Here is a 17484-nt window from a genome sequence, read left to right as displayed (position 1 = left end):
ATTGAGTTGGTAGGTTTGATCCATGGCACCGCTGATGTCGGCATAGAACTGCGCCCATGGCGTGTCCAGCGAATCGGCAATCACCACCTTGTCCTCAAACAATACCGCAGTGGTTTTCAGGGTCTCCAGGCTGCTGGCGGCTTGGCTGGCGAGCTCTGTGCGGGCCTGCGCGCTGCTGTTGAGTGAAGCCTGAAGGTTCAAGCCGTACTCGGCATGCAGCTTTTCCAGCTCCAGCAACAGCTCGTCAAACGTGGTGCTGGCAGAGGAATTGAGAAAGCCTTGAGCCAGGGAATAAGCACCGACCGCGCGCCCTTCGCTAAGAGCCGCGGTGACCTTGGGCGTGTCCACGGACACCAGCTCAATCATCTGCCGCACAGAACCCTGGCGATCCTGGCTCAAGCCGGCTTGGGCGGCGACCAACTTGATAAATACCTGGGAGCTGCCCAGCAGTTTTTCAGCAAGGGCAATTTTGCCCTGCAGCGACGTCTCGGCCTGCACAGCGCCTAATTCAGCAATCAACTGATCACGCTTGTTGTTGAATTCCTCAATCTGCTCAGGCTCGCGTACCACTGCCGCCATGCCCTGCAACGCCTCGCCGATGCTGCCTTGCAGCTTTACCAGCCGCGTTTCTAGATCACCCGCCTGGCCCGACTGACCGATCATTGCGTTGATCTCGGTGAGGTCGACGAAGTCCTCAAGATTACGCCGCAACGTCAGGCTCTGATCGAGCAGATCAATGCTCTCGAGCGCCGCCTGGGTACTGACGAACTGCAGATAGGAGTCGCGCACCAAATAGAAGTTGGTGACCAGCATGGGCAGAAAGAACAGAACACTGATCAGACTGAACTTCATGCCGAAGCTGAGGCGATTCATTAGCGCGATGGCCGGATACAACACGGTCTTCACAGGACGTCTCCAGTTCTAATTATTGTCGTGTAAGGTTACAAAACAGTCGTTCAGGGTCTCAAACGGCGGCTTGTATGTCCCTTGCTGCTCGACCTGTGGCATTTGCATCAACCGGGTAAATACAGGCAGATTAATGTGATCAATGTCACAAAATAACGACCGAGCAGGGCGTCATGTATACCTCTTATCGACTCCAACCTCTGTAACTTAAGGTTAATGATGCGCAAACAACTGAAGCTCGGTATTGATCTGGGTGGCAGCAAAGTCGAAATAATCGCCCTGCACAATGGCCAGCAAGTCTTGCGCCGCCGCGCCCCAACACCCCAGGGCGATTACCTTAAAACCCTCGGTCTGATTGCCAGCTTAGTTGAAGATTGCGAACGCGAACTGGGCATCCAAGGCAGCGTCGGTGTCGGTATCCCCGGCACACGCTCGCCCGACCATGGGCGGATCAAGAATGCCAACTCGCAGTGTCTGATCGGCCAGGATCTGCAAGCCGACCTTGAGCAGCGCCTCCAGCGCCCGGTGCGCCTGGCCAATGACGCCGACTGCTTTGCCCTTTCGGAAGCCTGCGATGGCGCAGGCGAAGGTGCCATAAGTGTTTTCGGGGTAATTCTTGGAACCGGCGTTGGCGGCGGACTGGTCGTGCGCCAGCAACTGCTCAGCGGCCCGAATGCCATCGCCGGCGAATGGGGACACAACCCCTTGCCTTGGCGACGTGAGGAGGATGGTCCAAGCCGCCGCTGTTATTGCGGCCAGGATGACTGCATTGAAACCTTTCTCAGCGGTCCAGGCTGGGCAGCACGCAGCGGCCTTGGCCTGGAAGCAGGTGAACTGGTTCGTGCGGCAGGCGCCGGCCAGGCTGATGCGCAAGAAGCCGTTAACCGCTACTACGACCAGTTGGCACGCGGCCTGGCAGCGGTGATCAACCTGATGGACCCGCACGTGATTGTGCTGGGCGGTGGGCTGTCCAACAACACGGCGCTCTACTCCCAGGTGACGCCTCTGTTGCCGCGCTATGTGTTTTCCGATCAGGTCAACACGCGCCTGCTTCAGGCTCGCCACGGCGACTCAAGCGGTGTGCGTGGCGCCGCCTGGTTGTGGAACGAATAGCCTGTTTTAAATAAGCAGGGTCCACACAGCGAACACCGCGTACCAGAACACCGCCGCACGCACCAGCAGCTGCCACAGCCCATCAAGACTGCTGACACCAACCTCGCCAATCACCGGTTCCGGCGTTTCGCCAGCAGCCCGCGCCGTGATGATGACCAATTGTGCGGCGCTGATATCCCAGCTGAGCAGCTCATGCAGCAAGGTGCGACTGACGCCGGCGAAGTTGCCGACCATGGCAAAGCTGGCGGCCAGCACACGCACCGGCAACCAGTCCAAGCCGTGGCGTACCTGCACTGCTGCCTCACGCAAGGCTGGCAGCGTGGAATGTTCACTGGCCAGGGCGACCAGCCGGTATGCCAGCGCCGCCAAAGGCCCCAGCAGCGCATACCAGAAGATCACCGCAAAGAAACTCTGGTAGGCCTGCCACACCAGATGCCCCTGTACTCGCTGCAGCAACTCGCCCTCTTCCTCCGCTTCCAAGGCCAGATCGCGCCGCGCTACCAGGTACGCGGCCTCGGCATCCTCACGGCGCCAGCTGTCGCGAAACGGCCCTAATGCCGCCAACAAATCACCACGCCCCAAGCTGTAAATCACCACCAACAGATGCACCGGCAACGCCAGCCAACCATAAGCCACCGGTTCTAGGATCAGCAGAATCAAGCCCAGCACGAACAACGGCAACAGCACCAGCACGGCCAACACCAGCCAAGGCCGCTCAGCCCACTGCGGCTTGCTCTCAGTCGCAGCCAGCAAACGCAACCATGGGCCATCGTGTTGAATGGGCTTACGCCAAGACGAAAACTTCTCGACCCAGAGAACCAGCAGTAGCACCAGAAAATTCATGTCAGCTCCTTGTCTTGCTGCAATGCCATGCGCACGCGCTGCCAATCGAATGCCGGACCCGGGTCAGTCTTGCGACCTGGCGCGATATCGCTGTGGCCACATATGCGCTCCACAGTGATGGCAGGATAAGCCGCCTGCAGCTGCTGAATCAGATCAATCAGCGCAGCATACTGCGCGACGGTAAACGGCAGATCATCGGTGCCCTCAAGCTCAATGCCTAAGGAAAAATCATTACAGTTTTCCCGTTCTGCAAACCGCGACACCCCGGCATGCCAGGCGCGCTCGTTACAGGAAACAAATTGCGTAACGGCGCCATCACGTTCGATAAAGAAATGCGCGGACACCTGCAGGCTGGCGATACTGGCGAAGTAGGGATGCTCATCGGCGTCCAGACGATTCTGAAAAAACGCCTGCACCTTGCCCGTACCAAACTGACCAGGCGGCAAGCTGATGTTATGAATCACCAAGAGGGAGACTTCGCCCAGCGGTCGCTGATTGAAGTTCGGCGATGGGCAGTGCTGGATGCCATCGCACCAGCCACTGGAAGGATCCAGCTGCATGAAAGACTCCTTGAACGAGCCACCACTCTAGTGCAGCTCCGGCTCAAGGCCAAGGGTGAATGCCCAAGCAGCGCGCAGATACAAAAACGCCGCCTGGGCTAAGCCCTGGCGGCGTTGTCGTAACGCATCAATATGACTCGATTAAGCGCCTTTGAGCTTACGCAGGTTGCCGATCACCGACTCCAACGCTCGATCAAACAGCAATGCATCATCTAGCAAGCGAATCGCGTTGCGGCGGAACTCCACAGCCAGCCCCATACGGGTTTTTTCCAGCACCTTCATACCGGTACGGTTGACGAAGATGTATTTACCGGTCGGCTTTATCACCGCTGCCAGCTTGCAACGCAGCTTGTGCTCTTCATCTTCCTGAAACTCGACCCAGCTGCCGACCCGCAGATTATCGACCTGCAGCAGCGACTCATCGTCGTCCGGCAGGCTGGCTTCCGGCTCAGCAGCACGCAGCTCGCCAGGCGCCAGCAGAATGATCTCTTCCACCACCTCGACCATCGCCGGCTCTTCAACCACTTCCGCGGCCGGAAGCTCCAACAATGGCAACTCGATACCGGCCTCGGCCAAAGCAGCACGCTGCTCTTCGTCGATTTCAGCCAACACGGGGGCATCATCCTGCGGATGCTCTTCCGGCAGGCTGCGCTTGAAGCGTTGGAAAGCCTGCACATGCAAGGCTTCCAGCTGACTGAAGAATTCACCGGTGGAGAATGGATCAAAGGCCGCGCTGGCCATGCCCTCACGCAGTGCCTTGAGCAGCCCCGGCACCATCTCCAGCAAACGCATCCGCGCTTCCGGCTCTTCGTGAAGCTCAACACTCCAGACCAAATCATCCATGGTCGCTAACGCGGCCTGCCATTCTGCCGACTCAACGCCATGCTTCAGGCAGGTCAACATCAACACCTTGCTCCAGGCTTCCTGCAGCAAGCGCACCACCACTTCCGGCAGGGTTTTACCGAGCAGCCGCTCATTCAGTGCTTGTTCGACCTCACGCCGCGCCATTGCAGCCTTCGCGCTACCTTCCTCGGCATCACGGGTGCGCTGCTCGAGCAGCTCACTACGGCGGCGCTCGTCTCCGGTAAACGCCAGGAACTCGGCCAATAGCTCGGAGAAGATCACCGGATCATCAACAAAATCATTGAGCAGGCGTTGCACCACCTGCTCGATCTTTTGATACAGGCTGTCGCGCTGCGCATCGTCCTGCTCACCCCAACCGAGTGCAGCAGAGGCAATTTCATTGAGTAGGCGGCGGGCCGGATGACTACCACGACTGAAGAAGGTCTTGTCGATCACCGCCACCTTCAGCATCGGAATCTGCAAGCGGCCAATCAATGCCTTGAGTGAGTCCGGCAAGGTACGGTCATCGAGGATAAACTCGAAGAGCATCGACACCAGGTTGATAACATCTTCATCGACCTCACCGACCACACGCGCCTTGCCCGCCTTGGCGCTAGCACGGGTCAGCAAGCCTTCCAGCTGCTCACGCAGATCAAAGTCGTCACTGACCTGTGCAGGCGCACGCTGCTGCATATGCGAGAGCAGGCGCATCAGGTCATTGCTGGAGATCGGCATCGCATCGGCCGGACGATTGCGCCGCGGAATCACCGAGCCACGCGCTTGGGAAAGCAGCTCCTGCAGCGCGCCAAACACTTCCTGCACGCCTTCATCAGCAAACTCAGCCGAGAGTTCCGACGATGCATCCTGACGAGCACCGCCTGCCAGTGCACTGGCGCGCGAAGGATTACGCCGCGCAGGGGCGGATTTAAGCTCGGGCAAAACGCCGGCGGCGATCAGTGCCTGATTGGCTTCGGCATACAACTGATCGAGGTCGCTGAGTACGTACTTCTCGAACAGCTTAAGGATGATCAGCTTGACCCGTATCTCGACGCCCAAGCTACTGCAAGCATCAAGGAAAAATTCACAGAGGCTGGTCGGACCGACAGGGTTGCTCTTGTCGTCCAGCTTCTTGCTGACCATGGCGTTAAAGCGCGTGGTCAGATGGCTGAGCGCAGCGCCGTCGCGACTGACAACTTTAGCCACCATCGAATCCAGAGCAACTGACTCTTCCAGCGCATCGTTCTGCACCAGCGACAGGGTGTCAAACGACACAGCATCCAAAGGCGCAGGCTTACCGATTTCATATTGATTCAGGGTTGCAAAGGCCTCAAAGACCTTTTGCAGAAAGCCGCGCTCGATATTTTTGCGCTTCAAGCGCAGATCGCGCATCGCCTCAAAGAACGCATTCTGCTCAGCATTGCTGGTGGCGCGATCCGCCATCTCGAACAGCGTATCGTCCGCATTGTCGAACAGCGCCTGCAACGCCGTTTTCAGCTGTTGCGCCGCTTTGTCACGCACATTTGTCAGCGCCACAGGCAGTCTTCCTACCGGCGAAGTGGGCGGTTGCTCAGGGCTCACCTTGCTCAGGTGCACCACATTCGCATCAGTCTTCATTGCGAGTCTCCTGCAGACTGCCCCTCTTGGGCGAACCGATCTGCACAGCGATCAACTGAGCGTCATCCGTAACGTCAAAGGCCTGGCGTCAACATTCATAAAAAGTAAAGTCATTATAGGGATGCGCGCTCGCATACCAAGCTGACTTTTCCTACAGACATGACAGGCGTCACAGATGCAGCATCACAGCCTACCAACGGTTACCTGCATACGACGAACGCAACACAACGCTGTGTAGCGGCTGCATGCAGCCAACGAAGAACCTCTTCAGCATAGCCCCGCCGGGCCCAGAGAACAGCTGCAAAGACTGCGCAAACAGCCATCAGTCCCTATAATCGGCGCATTCTGCTGACTGGAGCCCATCATGCCTAACCTCATCCTCGCCGACCTCGCCCACGAAATCGAGGCCAATGTGCGCCGCGCACTGGCAGAGGATATTGGCAGCGGCGACATCACCGCCCAACTGATCCCCGCCGAGCGCTTGGCGCACGCTAAGGTCATCACGCGCGAATCCGCAGTCATCTGCGGCACCGCGTGGGTCGATGCCGTATTCCGCCAACTCGATCCGCGGGTCGCCGTGCACTGGCATATCCAGGACGGCCAACGCGCCGAGGCTAATCAAGTCTTGTTTGAACTCGAGGGCCCTGCTCGCGCCCTGCTCAGCGGCGAACGTAGCGCCCTGAACTTCCTGCAAACCCTCTCCGCCGTCGCCACCCGCTGCCGGCACTACGTAGATCTGGTGCAAGGCACTGCCGTCAAACTACTCGACACCCGCAAAACCTTACCCGGCCTGCGCCTGGCGCAGAAATACGCAGTGACACAGGGCGGCTGCCACAACCACCGCATCGGCCTCTACGACGCTTTTCTTATTAAAGAAAACCATATCGCCGCCTGCGGCGGCATTTCCCAAGCAGTAGCAACCGCTCACAAAATCGCCCCTGGCAAGCCGGTGGAAGTTGAAGTGGAAAGCTTGGAAGAACTGCGCCAGGCGTTAGATGCAGGAGCTGACATCATCATGCTTGATGAGCTGAGCCTGGATGATATGCGCGAAGCTGTAGCCCTCACCCAAGACCAAGCAAAATTGGAAGCCTCGGGCGGGGTAAGCGAAAGTACCCTGCGGGCGATTGCCGAAACAGGGGTGGACTATGTGTCGATTGGCACGCTGACCAAGGATGTTGAGGCAGTGGACTTATCGATGCGGCTGGCTTTATAAGCCCCGGCTTTACCGCATAAACCATACCTTTGCCGAAGCACGCCTAAAACAGCCAAACAGCCCACACAAATCAACCTACCGTTTACGCCAGCGACTCAGCGGCATCTCCAACAGATGCCAACTGAGAACAGCCAAAACCCCAGCTAGAATTACTCCGCCCACCGCAACTGCAGGCCACGAATATAGACCCTTGAGATACTGCATTATCGGGTAATGGAACAGGTAGAGACCGTAAGAAATCTTGCCAACATAAACCAAGGCCGGCGCGCCCAATAACCTGGCCAACAAACAGCCTGGTTGCTGCACCACCCAGATAATAGCCAGCGCAGTCAGCAACTCCACAACCGGCAAGCCATACGCCAAACGCCACGGCTGCCCATGCTCCGGCAGCACCAACAATAATAGAACCCCTAACATGAGCGGCAGCATTGAGCGCCCAGCACGCCCCATGTCCGGCAACCAAGCGGGCGCCAACCAGGCCACCATAACCCCCAGCAATAAACCACTGAGTCGCATATCGAAGCGGAAGTACATAGCTACCTCGTAGCTATCCAACTGCACCCAATAAAACCGCCACAAGGTCACCAGTAAGGCCAGCAGCAAAAAAAACAGCCAAAGCCGGTTGTAACTGCTGATACGTAGTAGGAATAAAAGCAGCACTGGAAACAGTAGGTAGAACCGCTCTTCGATACCCAGCGACCAAGCATGCAATAAGTATTGCGGGCCATCACCAAATACCAGCGCAATATCCGCCAGATAGAGCAACAGCTCGATGCCATCGCGCAGATGGAAGTAATAATCCGGCCAGACCAGAGGAGCCAACACCGCATAGAGTGCCAGCAACAATAATAATGGTGGCATCAACCGCCAAAGGCGACGGCGGTAGAAGCGACGCAAGTCGATAGCAGCATGAACCCTGAACTCGGCCAACAAAAGCCGACCAATTAGATAACCGCTTAATACGAAAAAGATGTCTACACCCAGGTTTGCCCCAGGCAGAAACGGCACACCGGCATGAAACAGCATCACCAATGCAATGGCTAACGCACGCAAGCCATCAAGTGCAGGCACGTACTCAAGCCGGGACCCGACAACACGCTGGGACTCAGCATCGGAAGCCAGCACGCTTATTTGAGCACCAAACCTTCGAAGACATTTTCCAGGGTGCTTTGCGGCTGAGCATCAATCAGCACCGCACCGCTATCCTGTAAGCGCTGCAACAACGCAGGCAGATCCGTGCGCGGGCACAACCCTTTCCATATCTGCTGAGCGTCAGGCCGGAAGCCCTCAAGTGCTGCCTCTCCGTGATAACGCACCACCAGCATGCTCTGACTAGCCAACATTTCCGCCATTGACTGCTGAGCGACAATTTCACCCTTGTGGATCATCACAAAACGATCCGCCAGGCGCTCTACGTCATGCAGGATATGCGTGGAAAAAAACAAGGTGCCGCCCTGCTGGCGATACTCCTGCATCAAATCCGCGACCTGCCGGCGCCCCACGGGGTCAAGTCCGGACATCGGCTCATCCAGCACCAACAGCTCAGGCTGAATGGCAAATGCGTGAGCCAGCGCAGTGCGCTGTGTCATACCCTTGGACAGATTGCGAATACGCTTGTCGGCCGCATAAGCAATACCCAGCTTATCCAGCCAAAGGGCAGTACGACGCGTATTCTCCACCCCGCGAATGCCATGCAAACGCAAACCTGCCGACAGTACTTCACGCGGCGTTAGTTGCTCATATAAATAAGGGTTTTCCGGCACATAGCCCACACCAGCGCGCGAGCGCGGATCCTCTGCCGAGCGCCCCATCAACAAGGCCTCACCAGCATCGGCACGAATAGCCCCGAACAGAATCTTGATAGTGGTGCTTTTACCTGCACCGTTTTGGCCGATAAAACCCACCGACTCGCCCGCCGCGACCGTAAAGCTGACATCATCAAGCGCGTTGACTTCGCGGCCCTTGAGTTTGAATCGTTTGATCAAACCCGCTACTTCAACCAGATTCATTCTTGCTTCCGTATGTCGATATGGTCAGCCACTTGCAACTCACCGCTGGCATCCAGCGTGTAACCCGCCCCCAGCGGATCCTCAGGAAAAACCGTAAGCTCACCATAGCCAATCAGTTGAGCCCAAGTAGTGGGCAATTTACCTTGATGCTGCTGGCGGTATTCAGCCAATGCCGCGCGCAGCGCCAGTAATCCCTCCAGTCGCGCAATTCGTGCCTGGAGCAGTCGACGAAACTCCTTATCGGTACTTTGTGCATGCATATTGCGCAATACATCCAGGGCCACCGCCGAGTCATTCTGCCGCTCATACCAAGCTGCAGCCATACTGCGCAGTGCAGGCGCATTTTTTGGGCTTCGTTGCGCGGCAATCTCCGCCCAATGCCCAGCTTTGGTCATATCACGCTCAAAGTACATGGCATTGAAAGCATAATAAAACGCCGGCCACATATCCCAAGTACGTGATTGAGCGGCTTTTAATAGCACTTCCTGGCCCGCCTCGACCTGACCGTTCCAAGGCAAGATTGCGGCAGCAATATAATAATTATCTTCATGCAACGGATTAAACCTCGCAGCATCCGCCTGCAATTGCCCCTGAATACGGTAGGTTTCCTGCTCGGTAACTGCCACATCCACCACAATGCTGCGAAATACATTGAGATTCGCCGCAAGATAGGGGTCGCCACCTGAATACAGCAATTGCACCAGCAGCGGCAGGCGCACCCGCAGCACTTCAAGGCGCTGATCCAAGCGTTGATGGTCATGCAAACGCAGACCGCTATAAGCAAAAGCGCCCCAGCACAACGCAGCCACCAGTAACGGACGCCAAAAACTCATGTGAAGTTGCGCCGCTGAAAGACCACAGCTGCCAGCGTCAAAAGCAGCACGATATAAGCTGCCGCATTAAGCGCAGCCAGCGCCATAGCAGTGAAGTCCGGCGTCAAGCCGTACAGCGCCAGGGCTCGCCAGTCCAGCCGCGATAAATCAGGCAGCCAGGTATAGGCGTGCTCCAGAACGGGGCCAAACAGGGCATCATGCAAAGGATCAGAGCGATCGCTACGCAGGTGGCTAATGGTCGGGCCTAGCCCGCGAGCGGCCAAAGCAAAGGCAAAGCCCAACAGCAGGGGCAAATACGGCGTAGTGGAAATACTGGATAAAAGCATGGCAAAAGCCGCCACTACCAGCAGATCCAGCCAGATACCCAGCAGTGCCATCATATAAGGCATACCCAGCGCAGGCGGTTGTAGCTGCGGATGACTGGAGCCAAACAGATACAACACCAACCACAACGCCAGACCAACAAAAACCAGGGCACTTGCGCTTAAGAAAGCGACGGCAAAAAAACGGGAAAGCAGAAACTGGCTACGGGTAACCGGATAAGCCAGCAGAAAATAGATGGTTTTACGCTCAATATCCCTGGCCAGCAGATCCTGCACCCAGAGCAGCGCCATCAGCAGCAAAACAAAACGCAACCCGCTCAACCCGACATCCAGAGTCACAGTAAGCGGTTGTCTGCCGGAAAAGTTTCCAGCCAATAGCGCGGCACCCAGCAACGCCAACGTGATCAGTAACAGGATACGGAAGCCTTGCCCCCGCACACCCGCACGCACACCTAATGCTGTTAGCTCGAACATTTGTATAATCCAAAAAAGAGCCCCCTTTCGGGGGCTCATTTACACGATTTGCATATGCAAATTAGAGATTGCAGCCATTAGGCCGGCCAAACACCAGGTTACCAGTAATCACGGCGCTCGCAGCCAGGTTAGGAATAGATTTCCCGATCAGCGGACCGCACTGAGAAATACTGCCACCCACCGAAGTACCGGTAAACAAAACATAACCTTTGTTCGACCCAGAAATTACGCCAAAACGACTGTTAGCAGCGTCTTCATTGATGCCAGCAACTACGTTGGCAGAAACAGTGAATTCAAAATTGTTTTTCACAAAACCGGCACGGCTAGCCTGAGCCTGCATCAAGCCGGAGCGAGCCAGGTTGATGCCGGTACCAGTAGGGGTACCAATAGCCTTATAGCCACCGCCGGTCAAATCGACAGTGATGTCAGCACTTGGTGCTGGAGTTGCAAAAGCAACAGAACTGAACAGGCCAGCAAACAGAGAAGCAGCAATAATTTTTTTCATGATCACAGTTCCCTAAATTAGTTGGAGTTGGCGATGGCGCCGGTCATGATGTTACGCGCATCGGACTGAGCCGATTTGTCGTAGCCCTTGGCCTGGTAATCCTGGAACTGAGGGATGGCAACAGCAGCAAGGATACCGATGATCGCGATAACGATCATCAGCTCGATCAGGGTAAAACCCTTTTGGCTCTTGTTCGACTTCATGGTGATCTCCTAGAAATGCACAGTTAACGTAGCCTGTTGGCTCGTGCGTAGAACATATCAAATAGCATGCCAAGCTTACTTCCGCCCAAGCCCAAGCACTCCAGACAAAGCTCGCCGACAACCCGCAAAAATTTGCGCTAAAAAGCGACGTTTTTTGTCACGTCACTCGCACGCAGTGGCAGCGCCCCAGCTTCTCGTTTATAAGTTGTGGATACTTTACCGCTCTCGATGTGACCTTTATGACTGATGCCCCCGTTCTGACCGGACTGATTCGCCAGCTGGTACTTGCTGAAATTATCGACGAGCCCACCGCCGTCAAAGCCTCGCAGCAAGCCCAGCGCAATAACATCCCCCTGGTCACCTATCTGGTACAGAACAAGCTGGCTAATAGCCGGCAAATCGCCGCACAAGCAGCAGAGCAGTTTGGCGTACCGCATATGGACCTCGCCTCACTCGACCGCGAGGCCCAACCTAAAGAGCTAATCAGCGAAAAACTCGCCCGCAAGCACCGCGTTGTGCCCCTATGGAAACGCGGCAATAAGCTGTTTATTGGTATCTCGGACCCCACCCAACAACAGGCTATCACCGATATTCAGTTCAGCACGGGCATGAATACCGAAATGATCATGGTCGAAGACGACCGCCTTGACGCCGCAATCGATCAGTATTTCGACAGCGGCAGCAAAGCCATGAGCGGAATGGGCGACATCGACCTCGACGAAGGCCTTGAGTTCGAGACCGAAGCGGAAGGCAAGGATGACAATGCCGCAGGAGGTGATGGCGATGACGCTCCGGTAGTTCGCTTTGTGAATAAGATGCTGCTGGACGCTATTAAAAGCGGCTCATCTGACCTGCACTTTGAGCCGTATGAGAAAACCTACCGTGTACGCTTTCGCACCGACGGCATCCTGCAGGAAATTGCTCGCCCGCCTATTCAGCTCGCTCCGCGCATCTCAGCTCGCCTCAAGGTAATGGCAGGCCTGGATATTTCCGAGCGCCGCAAGCCGCAGGATGGGCGGATAAAGATGCGCATTTCAAAAACAAAATCCATCGACTTTCGTGTAAGCACGTGCCCAACACTGTGGGGCGAAAAGATCGTGATGCGGATTCTTGACTCCGCTAGTGCACAGATGGGCATCGACGCCCTTGGGTACGAAGAGTCACAGAAAGAGCTGTACATGGCCGCACTGAAACAACCGCAGGGCATGATTCTGGTAACCGGCCCCACTGGCTCCGGTAAAACAGTCTCCCTTTATACGGGCCTGAATATCCTCAACACCGTCGACGTCAATATCTCTACAGCTGAAGACCCGGTTGAGATCAACCTGGAGGGCATCAACCAGGTCAACGTCAACCCCAAACAGGGCATGGACTTTACCGCCGCGCTGAAGTCATTCCTGCGTCAGGACCCTGACATCATCATGGTCGGCGAGATTCGCGATCTGGACACCGCATCGATTGCCGTCAAGGCCGCCCAGACAGGCCACATGGTGATGTCAACACTTCACACCAATAGCGCCGCAGAAACACTGACGCGCCTGCGCAACATGGGGGTGCCGTCGTTCAACATTGCCACGTCAGTCAATCTGATTATTGCTCAGCGCCTGGCGCGCAAACTGTGCAGCCACTGCAAGAAAGAAGTACAGGTCCCGCGCGAAACCTTGATAGAGGAAGGTTTCCCAGAAGACCAGATTGGCAAATTCAAGATTTACAGCCCTGTAGGCTGCGACAGCTGCAACGGTGGTTACAAAGGCCGTGTCGGTATTTATGAAGTAGTTAAAAACACGCCTGCACTGCAACGGATTATCATGGAAGAAGGCAACTCGATAGATATCTCTCTCCAGATGCGTAAAGACGGCTTTAATGACCTTCGCACCTCAGCCCTGCTGAAGGCCATGCAAGGTGTCACCAGCCTTGAAGAAGTGAACCGCGTCACTAAGGACTAACCCATGGCGACCAAGACTATTCAGCCCAGCACTTTTCAGTGGGAAGGCAAAGACAAGAAAGGCAACACGCTCAAAGGGGAAGTGAATAGCACCTCGGCTGCACTGGTGAAATCTCAGCTGCGGGCACAGGGCATTGCAGCCAATAAAGTAAAAAAGAAGTCAAAATCGCTATTTGGCGGCGCAGGCAAAAAAATCACCCCAATGGACATCGCGCTATTCACACGTCAAATGGCTACAATGATGGGGGCAGGGGTTCCATTGCTGCAGTCGTTTGACATTATTGGCGAGGGGTTTGAAAACCCTAATATGCGCACACTAATCGGCAACGTGAAGCAAGAAGTGTCTGGCGGTAACAGCCTTGCCAACTCATTGCGCAAATTCCCCGACCACTTTGACGACCTGTATTGCAACTTGGTGGATGCTGGCGAGCAATCCGGCGCCTTGGAAATGCTGCTTGATCGTGTAGCAACCTACAAAGAAAAAACCGAGGCACTCAAAGCTAAAATCAAAAAAGCAATGACTTACCCTGTTGCGGTAATTATTGTCGCTGTGATTGTTACAGCCATTCTTCTCATCAAGGTGGTACCGACCTTTCAGGGCGTTTTTGCTGGCTTTGGAGCAGAACTCCCGGCGTTCACCATGATGGTCATTAACATGTCTGAGTTTCTCCAGGCCTGGTGGTTTCTAATACTTGCCGCATTTTTTGGTGCAGCCTTCGTAATTAAAACCGCTCACCGTAAAAGTGAGAAATTCCGTGACGCCACTGACAAAGCAAAGCTCAAACTACCAATTGTTGGCAGTATTCTTTTCAAAGCCACAGTTGCACGTTTTGGCCGCACTCTAGCAACAACCTTCTCAGCCGGCGTACCGCTTGTGGAAGCGCTTGATTCTGTAGCGGGCGCAACTGGCAACGTGGTATTCCGCACAGCGGTAAATCGAATTAAACAAGATGTATCCAGCGGCATGCAGCTAAACTTCGCCATGCGCAATACTGGTATTTTCCCCGCGATGGCAGTGCAGATGGCCGCAATTGGCGAAGAGTCCGGCTCCCTTGACGCAATGCTGGATAAGGTTGCCACCTACTATGAGGCTGAGGTCGATAACGCGGTGGATAACCTCACCACACTGCTCGAACCATTAATCATGGCTGTTCTCGGCATTCTGGTGGGTGGTCTGATCATTGCCATGTACCTGCCAATTTTCAGCCTGGGCGGCGTGATAGGTTGATGCTCAACTTATATGTCATTGCTACCAACACCATTCTATTTACCGCAGCCGCGCTGTTGCTTGGACTACTAATTGGTAGCTTCCTTAATGTAGTGGTATATCGACTCCCCGTGATGATGCAACGTGAGTGGCAGGCAGAAGCAAAAGCGATTTTGCTTCTGCCTGCCGACACAAGCACATCAGCATTCAATCTTTTGCTGCCCAACTCGCAATGCCCGCACTGCTCTCATGAAATAAAGCCCTGGGAAAATATTCCGGTTATCAGCTACCTGTTTCTGCGCGGTAAGTGCTCTAGCTGCAAAGCACCAATCAGCATGCGCTACCCGTTGGTTGAGCTGACTTGTGGCTTGTTGTCGGCTTTTATCGCATGGCACTTCGGTTTTACCTGGCAGGCGGGAGCGATGTTGCTGCTGACCTGGGGCTTACTCGCGATGAGCCTGATCGATGTTGATCATCAGCTGCTTCCAGACTCGCTGGTGCAACCGTTGCTGTGGCTTGGCTTGATTACCAATAGCTTTGGGGTGTTTACCAGCCTGGAAGATGCGCTCTGGGGCGCGATTGCTGGCTATCTGAGCCTGTGGTCGGTGTACTGGCTGTTCAAGCTGGTAACGGGCAAGGAAGGCATGGGTTACGGTGACTTCAAGCTGCTGGCGATGCTCGGCGCCTGGGGTGGCTGGCAGGTATTGCCGCTGACGATATTGCTGTCATCTCTGGTTGGCGCGGTGCTGGGCTTGATCATGCTGCGCCTGCGAAACGCGGAAGCCAGCACGCCTATCCCCTTTGGTCCTTATCTGGCGATTGCCGGCTGGATTGCCTTGATCTGGGGTGAGCAAATCACTTCAAGCTACCTGCAGATTGCAGGGTTCTAAAAAAGCGTCATAGCCCTGGCTAAAGCCGGGCTGGCACGTCACACCAGTAACCGTCGGCGGCTCAAGAACTGAGCCGCCCTCTATGGTTCGCCATCAGCCAAGCCGCTGCACTACAATCGCGCTCTTGTATGTCCTGCATGAGCTCACACCTTGATGACAAAACCCTGGATTCTTGGCCTTACCGGCGGCATTGGCAGCGGTAAGAGCGCTGTCGCTCAGCACTTTATCGATCTGGGCGTGCACCTGATCGATGCCGACCACGCTGCGCGCTGGGTGGTTGAGCCGGGTAAGCCAGCGCTGGCGAAGATAGCTGAACACTTCGGCAGCGATGTGTTGCAGGCCGACGGCCAGCTTGATCGCACAGCACTGCGCAACCGGATTTTTGCCGATGCCAATGAGCGACGCTGGCTCGAAGCGCTGCTGCATCCGCTTATCGGCCAGGAAATCATCCAGTACCTAGCGCGCGCAAAATCACCCTATACCATTCTGGTTTCTCCACTGCTGGTTGAGTCAGGCCAGCACAAGCTGACTCAGCGCATACTGGTGGTGGACGCACCTGAAAAGCTGCAAGTGCAGCGCACCATGGCTCGCGACCAGAGCTCCAACGAACAGGTGCAGGCTATTCTCAAAGCCCAGGCCAGCCGTGAAGAGCGCCTGCAGCATGCCCATGACGTACTGCTTAATGATCAAGACTTGCCCTGGCTGCGAGCCGAAGTGGAACGACTCCACACCTTTTACCTAAGCCTACGCGGAGGCCAAGCATGAGTACGCCAACCCTAGTCGCCTGCCCCACCTGTAGCGCCCCCGTAGAATGGGGCCCGCAAAGCCCGAGCCGGCCATTCTGCAGCGAACGCTGCAAGCTGATCGACCTCGGCGCCTGGGCCTCAGAAGAGCACGCGATCGCCGGCAACCCGCTGGAAGATGATCTGTTCTCTGGCGAGCTACCGCCGCGCGAGCACTGATAGTTAAGGCCGCATAAAGCTGTAATCGCGATCATCATCCAGATTGTCCGCGAGAAACTGCAGTTCTGCGGCCAGGTCCACCGCGCTGCGCCCGGTCCGGCTAAGCTCGACCACTGCGCTGAGCAAAGCCCGCAGCGCCATGGCCTGATCAAAACACTGCGCCTCTACACCCTGCAAACTCTGCTCGATTGCCTGCCTCGCCCATTGATGCACGCCCATGTCACGTCCTCTCTGTTGATAGATGCAAGATCGCGCATAGCCATTTGCGCAACTTGATCTGGATCAACCAGCACAACGCAATCGAAACGCTGAAGGGCGCGCTATCAGCGCGGCAGATCATCCCCCTTCCAGGGCGCGGCCAGATAACGCGTGCGGTTGAAGGTCTCCAGCCAGTCTGGATAGAACACCACCAGCGCGGTCACCAGCATGCCGTTGATAAAGGCCTCGGGGAAGATCACCAGCCAGAGGTAGCCGATAAAATCCTCCAACCAGGGCGGCATCGGGAACAACCCGTCCACCCAAAGCAAGACGAATGCGGCAGCAATACACAGCAAAGCAGCCAGCGCAGCGGCGAAGAAGCCGCTGAAGAAGATGTAGACGAACAGATTGCGCGGCTGCTTTTTCTCAACCCAAAGCGCGCAGGCTTCGGTCACCCACACGGGTATCACCACCAGCAGCACGCCGTTAACACCCAGGGCGGCAAGATCTTGCTTACCCAGTACCAGCAAACCCAGCTGGGCAATCAAACCCACCAGCATGGCCAACGGCCAATCCAGCAGCAAGGTGACCGCCGTCATGCCGATAAAGTGATAGGACAGGCCCGATTCGAAATCCCGACGCACCAGCCACAGTACAAACAGCGCCAGCGCTGTACCACCCAGCAAATGCTGACGACGCAGATCACTGCACAGCTCAACCCAGGGCGCACGCCAGATCGCCCAGCACAGCAGCGGCAGATAGATCAGCCAACCCAGTATCAGACTGGTGGAAGACAACAAGTGCGCGGCAATCATGTGGAACAACCCCCAAGCCATCGTGGCC

At 55.9% G+C, this 17484-nt stretch carries 18 protein-coding genes; 7 read left to right on the top strand and 11 right to left on the bottom strand.

All coding sequences use genetic code 11. The features are described 5' to 3' along the window. Window positions 1-1125: 1125 nt before the first annotated feature. Window positions 1126-2019, top strand: a complete 894-nt coding sequence (locus CUR33_RS05680) for an ROK family protein (protein WP_289238955.1) — start codon at window positions 1126-1128, stop codon at window positions 2017-2019. Window positions 2020-2025: 6 nt separating this feature from the next. Here CUR33_RS05680 and ampE read toward each other — a convergent pair whose 3' ends face one another. From ampE to CUR33_RS05665, 3 genes are all read right to left on the bottom strand, one after another. Next, window positions 2026-2862, bottom strand: coding sequence for a regulatory signaling modulator protein AmpE (gene ampE, locus CUR33_RS05675; RefSeq protein WP_289238954.1), 837 nt, complete (start codon window positions 2860-2862; stop codon window positions 2026-2028). Further along, complete coding sequence (ampD, locus tag CUR33_RS05670) at window positions 2859-3422, bottom strand: 1,6-anhydro-N-acetylmuramyl-L-alanine amidase AmpD (protein ID WP_289238953.1); 564 nt, start codon at window positions 3420-3422, stop codon at window positions 2859-2861. The genes ampE and ampD overlap by 4 nt, the downstream gene beginning before the upstream one ends. A 141-nt stretch (window positions 3423-3563) precedes the next feature. Then, on the bottom strand, window positions 3564-5879 hold the full coding sequence (locus CUR33_RS05665; RefSeq protein ID WP_289238952.1) for a DUF1631 domain-containing protein: 2316 nt from the start codon (window positions 5877-5879) through the stop codon (window positions 3564-3566). 364 nt (window positions 5880-6243) lie between these two features. On the opposite strand from CUR33_RS05665, the gene nadC reads away from it, so the two are divergent. Beyond that, window positions 6244-7092, top strand: a complete 849-nt coding sequence (gene nadC, locus CUR33_RS05660; RefSeq protein ID WP_289238951.1) for a carboxylating nicotinate-nucleotide diphosphorylase — start codon at window positions 6244-6246, stop codon at window positions 7090-7092. 75 nt (window positions 7093-7167) lie between these two features. Here the strand turns inward: nadC and CUR33_RS05655 are convergent, their stop codons facing one another. From CUR33_RS05655 to CUR33_RS05630, 6 genes are read right to left on the bottom strand one after another with little or no spacing between them, the layout of a single operon-like run. Next, complete coding sequence (locus CUR33_RS05655) at window positions 7168-8163, bottom strand: acyltransferase family protein (protein ID WP_289238950.1); 996 nt, start codon at window positions 8161-8163, stop codon at window positions 7168-7170. Between the two features lie 56 nt (window positions 8164-8219). Continuing rightward, the gene (locus CUR33_RS05650) at window positions 8220-9101 is read right to left on the bottom strand and encodes an ABC transporter ATP-binding protein (RefSeq protein ID WP_289238949.1); all 882 of its coding nucleotides are present in this window, start codon (window positions 9099-9101) and stop codon (window positions 8220-8222) included. Next, the gene (locus tag CUR33_RS05645) at window positions 9098-9934 is read right to left on the bottom strand and encodes a hypothetical protein (protein WP_289238948.1); all 837 of its coding nucleotides are present in this window, start codon (window positions 9932-9934) and stop codon (window positions 9098-9100) included. The genes CUR33_RS05650 and CUR33_RS05645 overlap by 4 nt, the downstream gene beginning before the upstream one ends. Then, the gene (locus CUR33_RS05640) at window positions 9931-10770 is read right to left on the bottom strand and encodes an ABC transporter permease (protein ID WP_289238947.1); all 840 of its coding nucleotides are present in this window, start codon (window positions 10768-10770) and stop codon (window positions 9931-9933) included. Before CUR33_RS05640 ends, CUR33_RS05645 begins: the two co-directional genes overlap by 4 nt. A gap of 22 nt (window positions 10771-10792) precedes the next feature. Next, window positions 10793-11236, bottom strand: a complete 444-nt coding sequence (locus CUR33_RS05635; protein WP_289238946.1) for a hypothetical protein — start codon at window positions 11234-11236, stop codon at window positions 10793-10795. 17 nt (window positions 11237-11253) lie between these two features. Next, entirely contained in the window at window positions 11254-11439 is a 186-nt protein-coding gene (locus tag CUR33_RS05630) for a type IV pilin protein (protein ID WP_289238945.1), read from the bottom strand. 239 nt (window positions 11440-11678) lie between these two features. Between CUR33_RS05630 and pilB the strand changes: the two genes are divergently transcribed. The 5 genes from pilB to yacG all read left to right on the top strand — a co-directional run bounded on the left by pilB (window position 11679) and on the right by yacG (window position 16443). Further along, complete coding sequence (gene pilB, locus CUR33_RS05625; protein WP_289238944.1) at window positions 11679-13385, top strand: type IV-A pilus assembly ATPase PilB; 1707 nt, start codon at window positions 11679-11681, stop codon at window positions 13383-13385. Window positions 13386-13388: 3 nt separating this feature from the next. Next, complete coding sequence (locus CUR33_RS05620; protein WP_289238943.1) at window positions 13389-14612, top strand: type II secretion system F family protein; 1224 nt, start codon at window positions 13389-13391, stop codon at window positions 14610-14612. Continuing rightward, the gene (locus tag CUR33_RS05615; protein ID WP_289238942.1) at window positions 14612-15481 is read left to right on the top strand and encodes a prepilin peptidase; all 870 of its coding nucleotides are present in this window, start codon (window positions 14612-14614) and stop codon (window positions 15479-15481) included. Before CUR33_RS05620 ends, CUR33_RS05615 begins: the two co-directional genes overlap by 1 nt. Window positions 15482-15634: 153 nt before the next feature. Continuing rightward, window positions 15635-16246, top strand: coding sequence for a dephospho-CoA kinase (gene coaE / locus CUR33_RS05610; protein WP_289238941.1), 612 nt, complete (start codon window positions 15635-15637; stop codon window positions 16244-16246). Next, a complete protein-coding gene (yacG, locus tag CUR33_RS05605; protein WP_090249319.1) occupies window positions 16243-16443 on the top strand; it encodes a DNA gyrase inhibitor YacG in 201 nt (66 codons plus the stop codon). The genes coaE and yacG overlap by 4 nt, the downstream gene beginning before the upstream one ends. Window positions 16444-16446: 3 nt before the next feature. Here the strand turns inward: yacG and CUR33_RS05600 are convergent, their stop codons facing one another. Continuing rightward, the gene (locus tag CUR33_RS05600; protein ID WP_289238940.1) at window positions 16447-16662 is read right to left on the bottom strand and encodes a hypothetical protein; all 216 of its coding nucleotides are present in this window, start codon (window positions 16660-16662) and stop codon (window positions 16447-16449) included. A 104-nt stretch (window positions 16663-16766) separates the two neighbouring features. Continuing rightward, window positions 16767-17456, bottom strand: coding sequence for an energy-coupling factor ABC transporter permease (locus CUR33_RS05595; RefSeq protein WP_289238939.1), 690 nt, complete (start codon window positions 17454-17456; stop codon window positions 16767-16769). Between the last annotated feature and the right edge of the window lie 28 nt (window positions 17457-17484).

It is taken from the genome of Pseudomonas sp. FEMGT703P (assembly GCF_002786345.1).
GTDB classification, from domain to species: domain Bacteria; phylum Pseudomonadota; class Gammaproteobacteria; order Pseudomonadales; family Pseudomonadaceae; genus Aquipseudomonas; species Aquipseudomonas peli.
Note: the sequence above shows the minus strand (reverse complement) of the source record. Positions and strands in the feature narration are given on the sequence as shown.

What these genes read in the sequence shown, in the direction of transcription:
- CUR33_RS05600 (WP_289238940.1), bottom strand. Translation starts at nt 16,662, where the DNA reads ATGGGCGTGCATCAATGGGCGAGGCAGGCAATCGAGCAGAGTTTGCAG.
- CUR33_RS05680 (WP_289238955.1), top strand. Translation starts at nt 1,126, where the DNA reads ATGCGCAAACAACTGAAGCTCGGTATTGATCTGGGTGGCAGCAAAGTC.
- yacG (WP_090249319.1), top strand. Translation starts at nt 16,243, where the DNA reads ATGAGTACGCCAACCCTAGTCGCCTGCCCCACCTGTAGCGCCCCCGTA.
- CUR33_RS05665 (WP_289238952.1), bottom strand. Translation starts at nt 5,879, where the DNA reads ATGAAGACTGATGCGAATGTGGTGCACCTGAGCAAGGTGAGCCCTGAG.
- nadC (WP_289238951.1), top strand. Translation starts at nt 6,244, where the DNA reads ATGCCTAACCTCATCCTCGCCGACCTCGCCCACGAAATCGAGGCCAAT.
- pilB (WP_289238944.1), top strand. Translation starts at nt 11,679, where the DNA reads ATGACTGATGCCCCCGTTCTGACCGGACTGATTCGCCAGCTGGTACTT.
- CUR33_RS05650 (WP_289238949.1), bottom strand. Translation starts at nt 9,101, where the DNA reads ATGAATCTGGTTGAAGTAGCGGGTTTGATCAAACGATTCAAACTCAAG.
- coaE (WP_289238941.1), top strand. Translation starts at nt 15,635, where the DNA reads ATGACAAAACCCTGGATTCTTGGCCTTACCGGCGGCATTGGCAGCGGT.
- CUR33_RS05640 (WP_289238947.1), bottom strand. Translation starts at nt 10,770, where the DNA reads ATGAGCCCCCGAAAGGGGGCTCTTTTTTGGATTATACAAATGTTCGAG.
- CUR33_RS05635 (WP_289238946.1), bottom strand. Translation starts at nt 11,236, where the DNA reads ATGAAAAAAATTATTGCTGCTTCTCTGTTTGCTGGCCTGTTCAGTTCT.
- CUR33_RS05645 (WP_289238948.1), bottom strand. Translation starts at nt 9,934, where the DNA reads ATGAGTTTTTGGCGTCCGTTACTGGTGGCTGCGTTGTGCTGGGGCGCT.
- CUR33_RS05620 (WP_289238943.1), top strand. Translation starts at nt 13,389, where the DNA reads ATGGCGACCAAGACTATTCAGCCCAGCACTTTTCAGTGGGAAGGCAAA.
- CUR33_RS05595 (WP_289238939.1), bottom strand. Translation starts at nt 17,456, where the DNA reads ATGATTGCCGCGCACTTGTTGTCTTCCACCAGTCTGATACTGGGTTGG.
- ampE (WP_289238954.1), bottom strand. Translation starts at nt 2,862, where the DNA reads ATGAATTTTCTGGTGCTACTGCTGGTTCTCTGGGTCGAGAAGTTTTCG.
- CUR33_RS05615 (WP_289238942.1), top strand. Translation starts at nt 14,612, where the DNA reads ATGCTCAACTTATATGTCATTGCTACCAACACCATTCTATTTACCGCA.
- CUR33_RS05630 (WP_289238945.1), bottom strand. Translation starts at nt 11,439, where the DNA reads ATGAAGTCGAACAAGAGCCAAAAGGGTTTTACCCTGATCGAGCTGATG.
- ampD (WP_289238953.1), bottom strand. Translation starts at nt 3,422, where the DNA reads ATGCAGCTGGATCCTTCCAGTGGCTGGTGCGATGGCATCCAGCACTGC.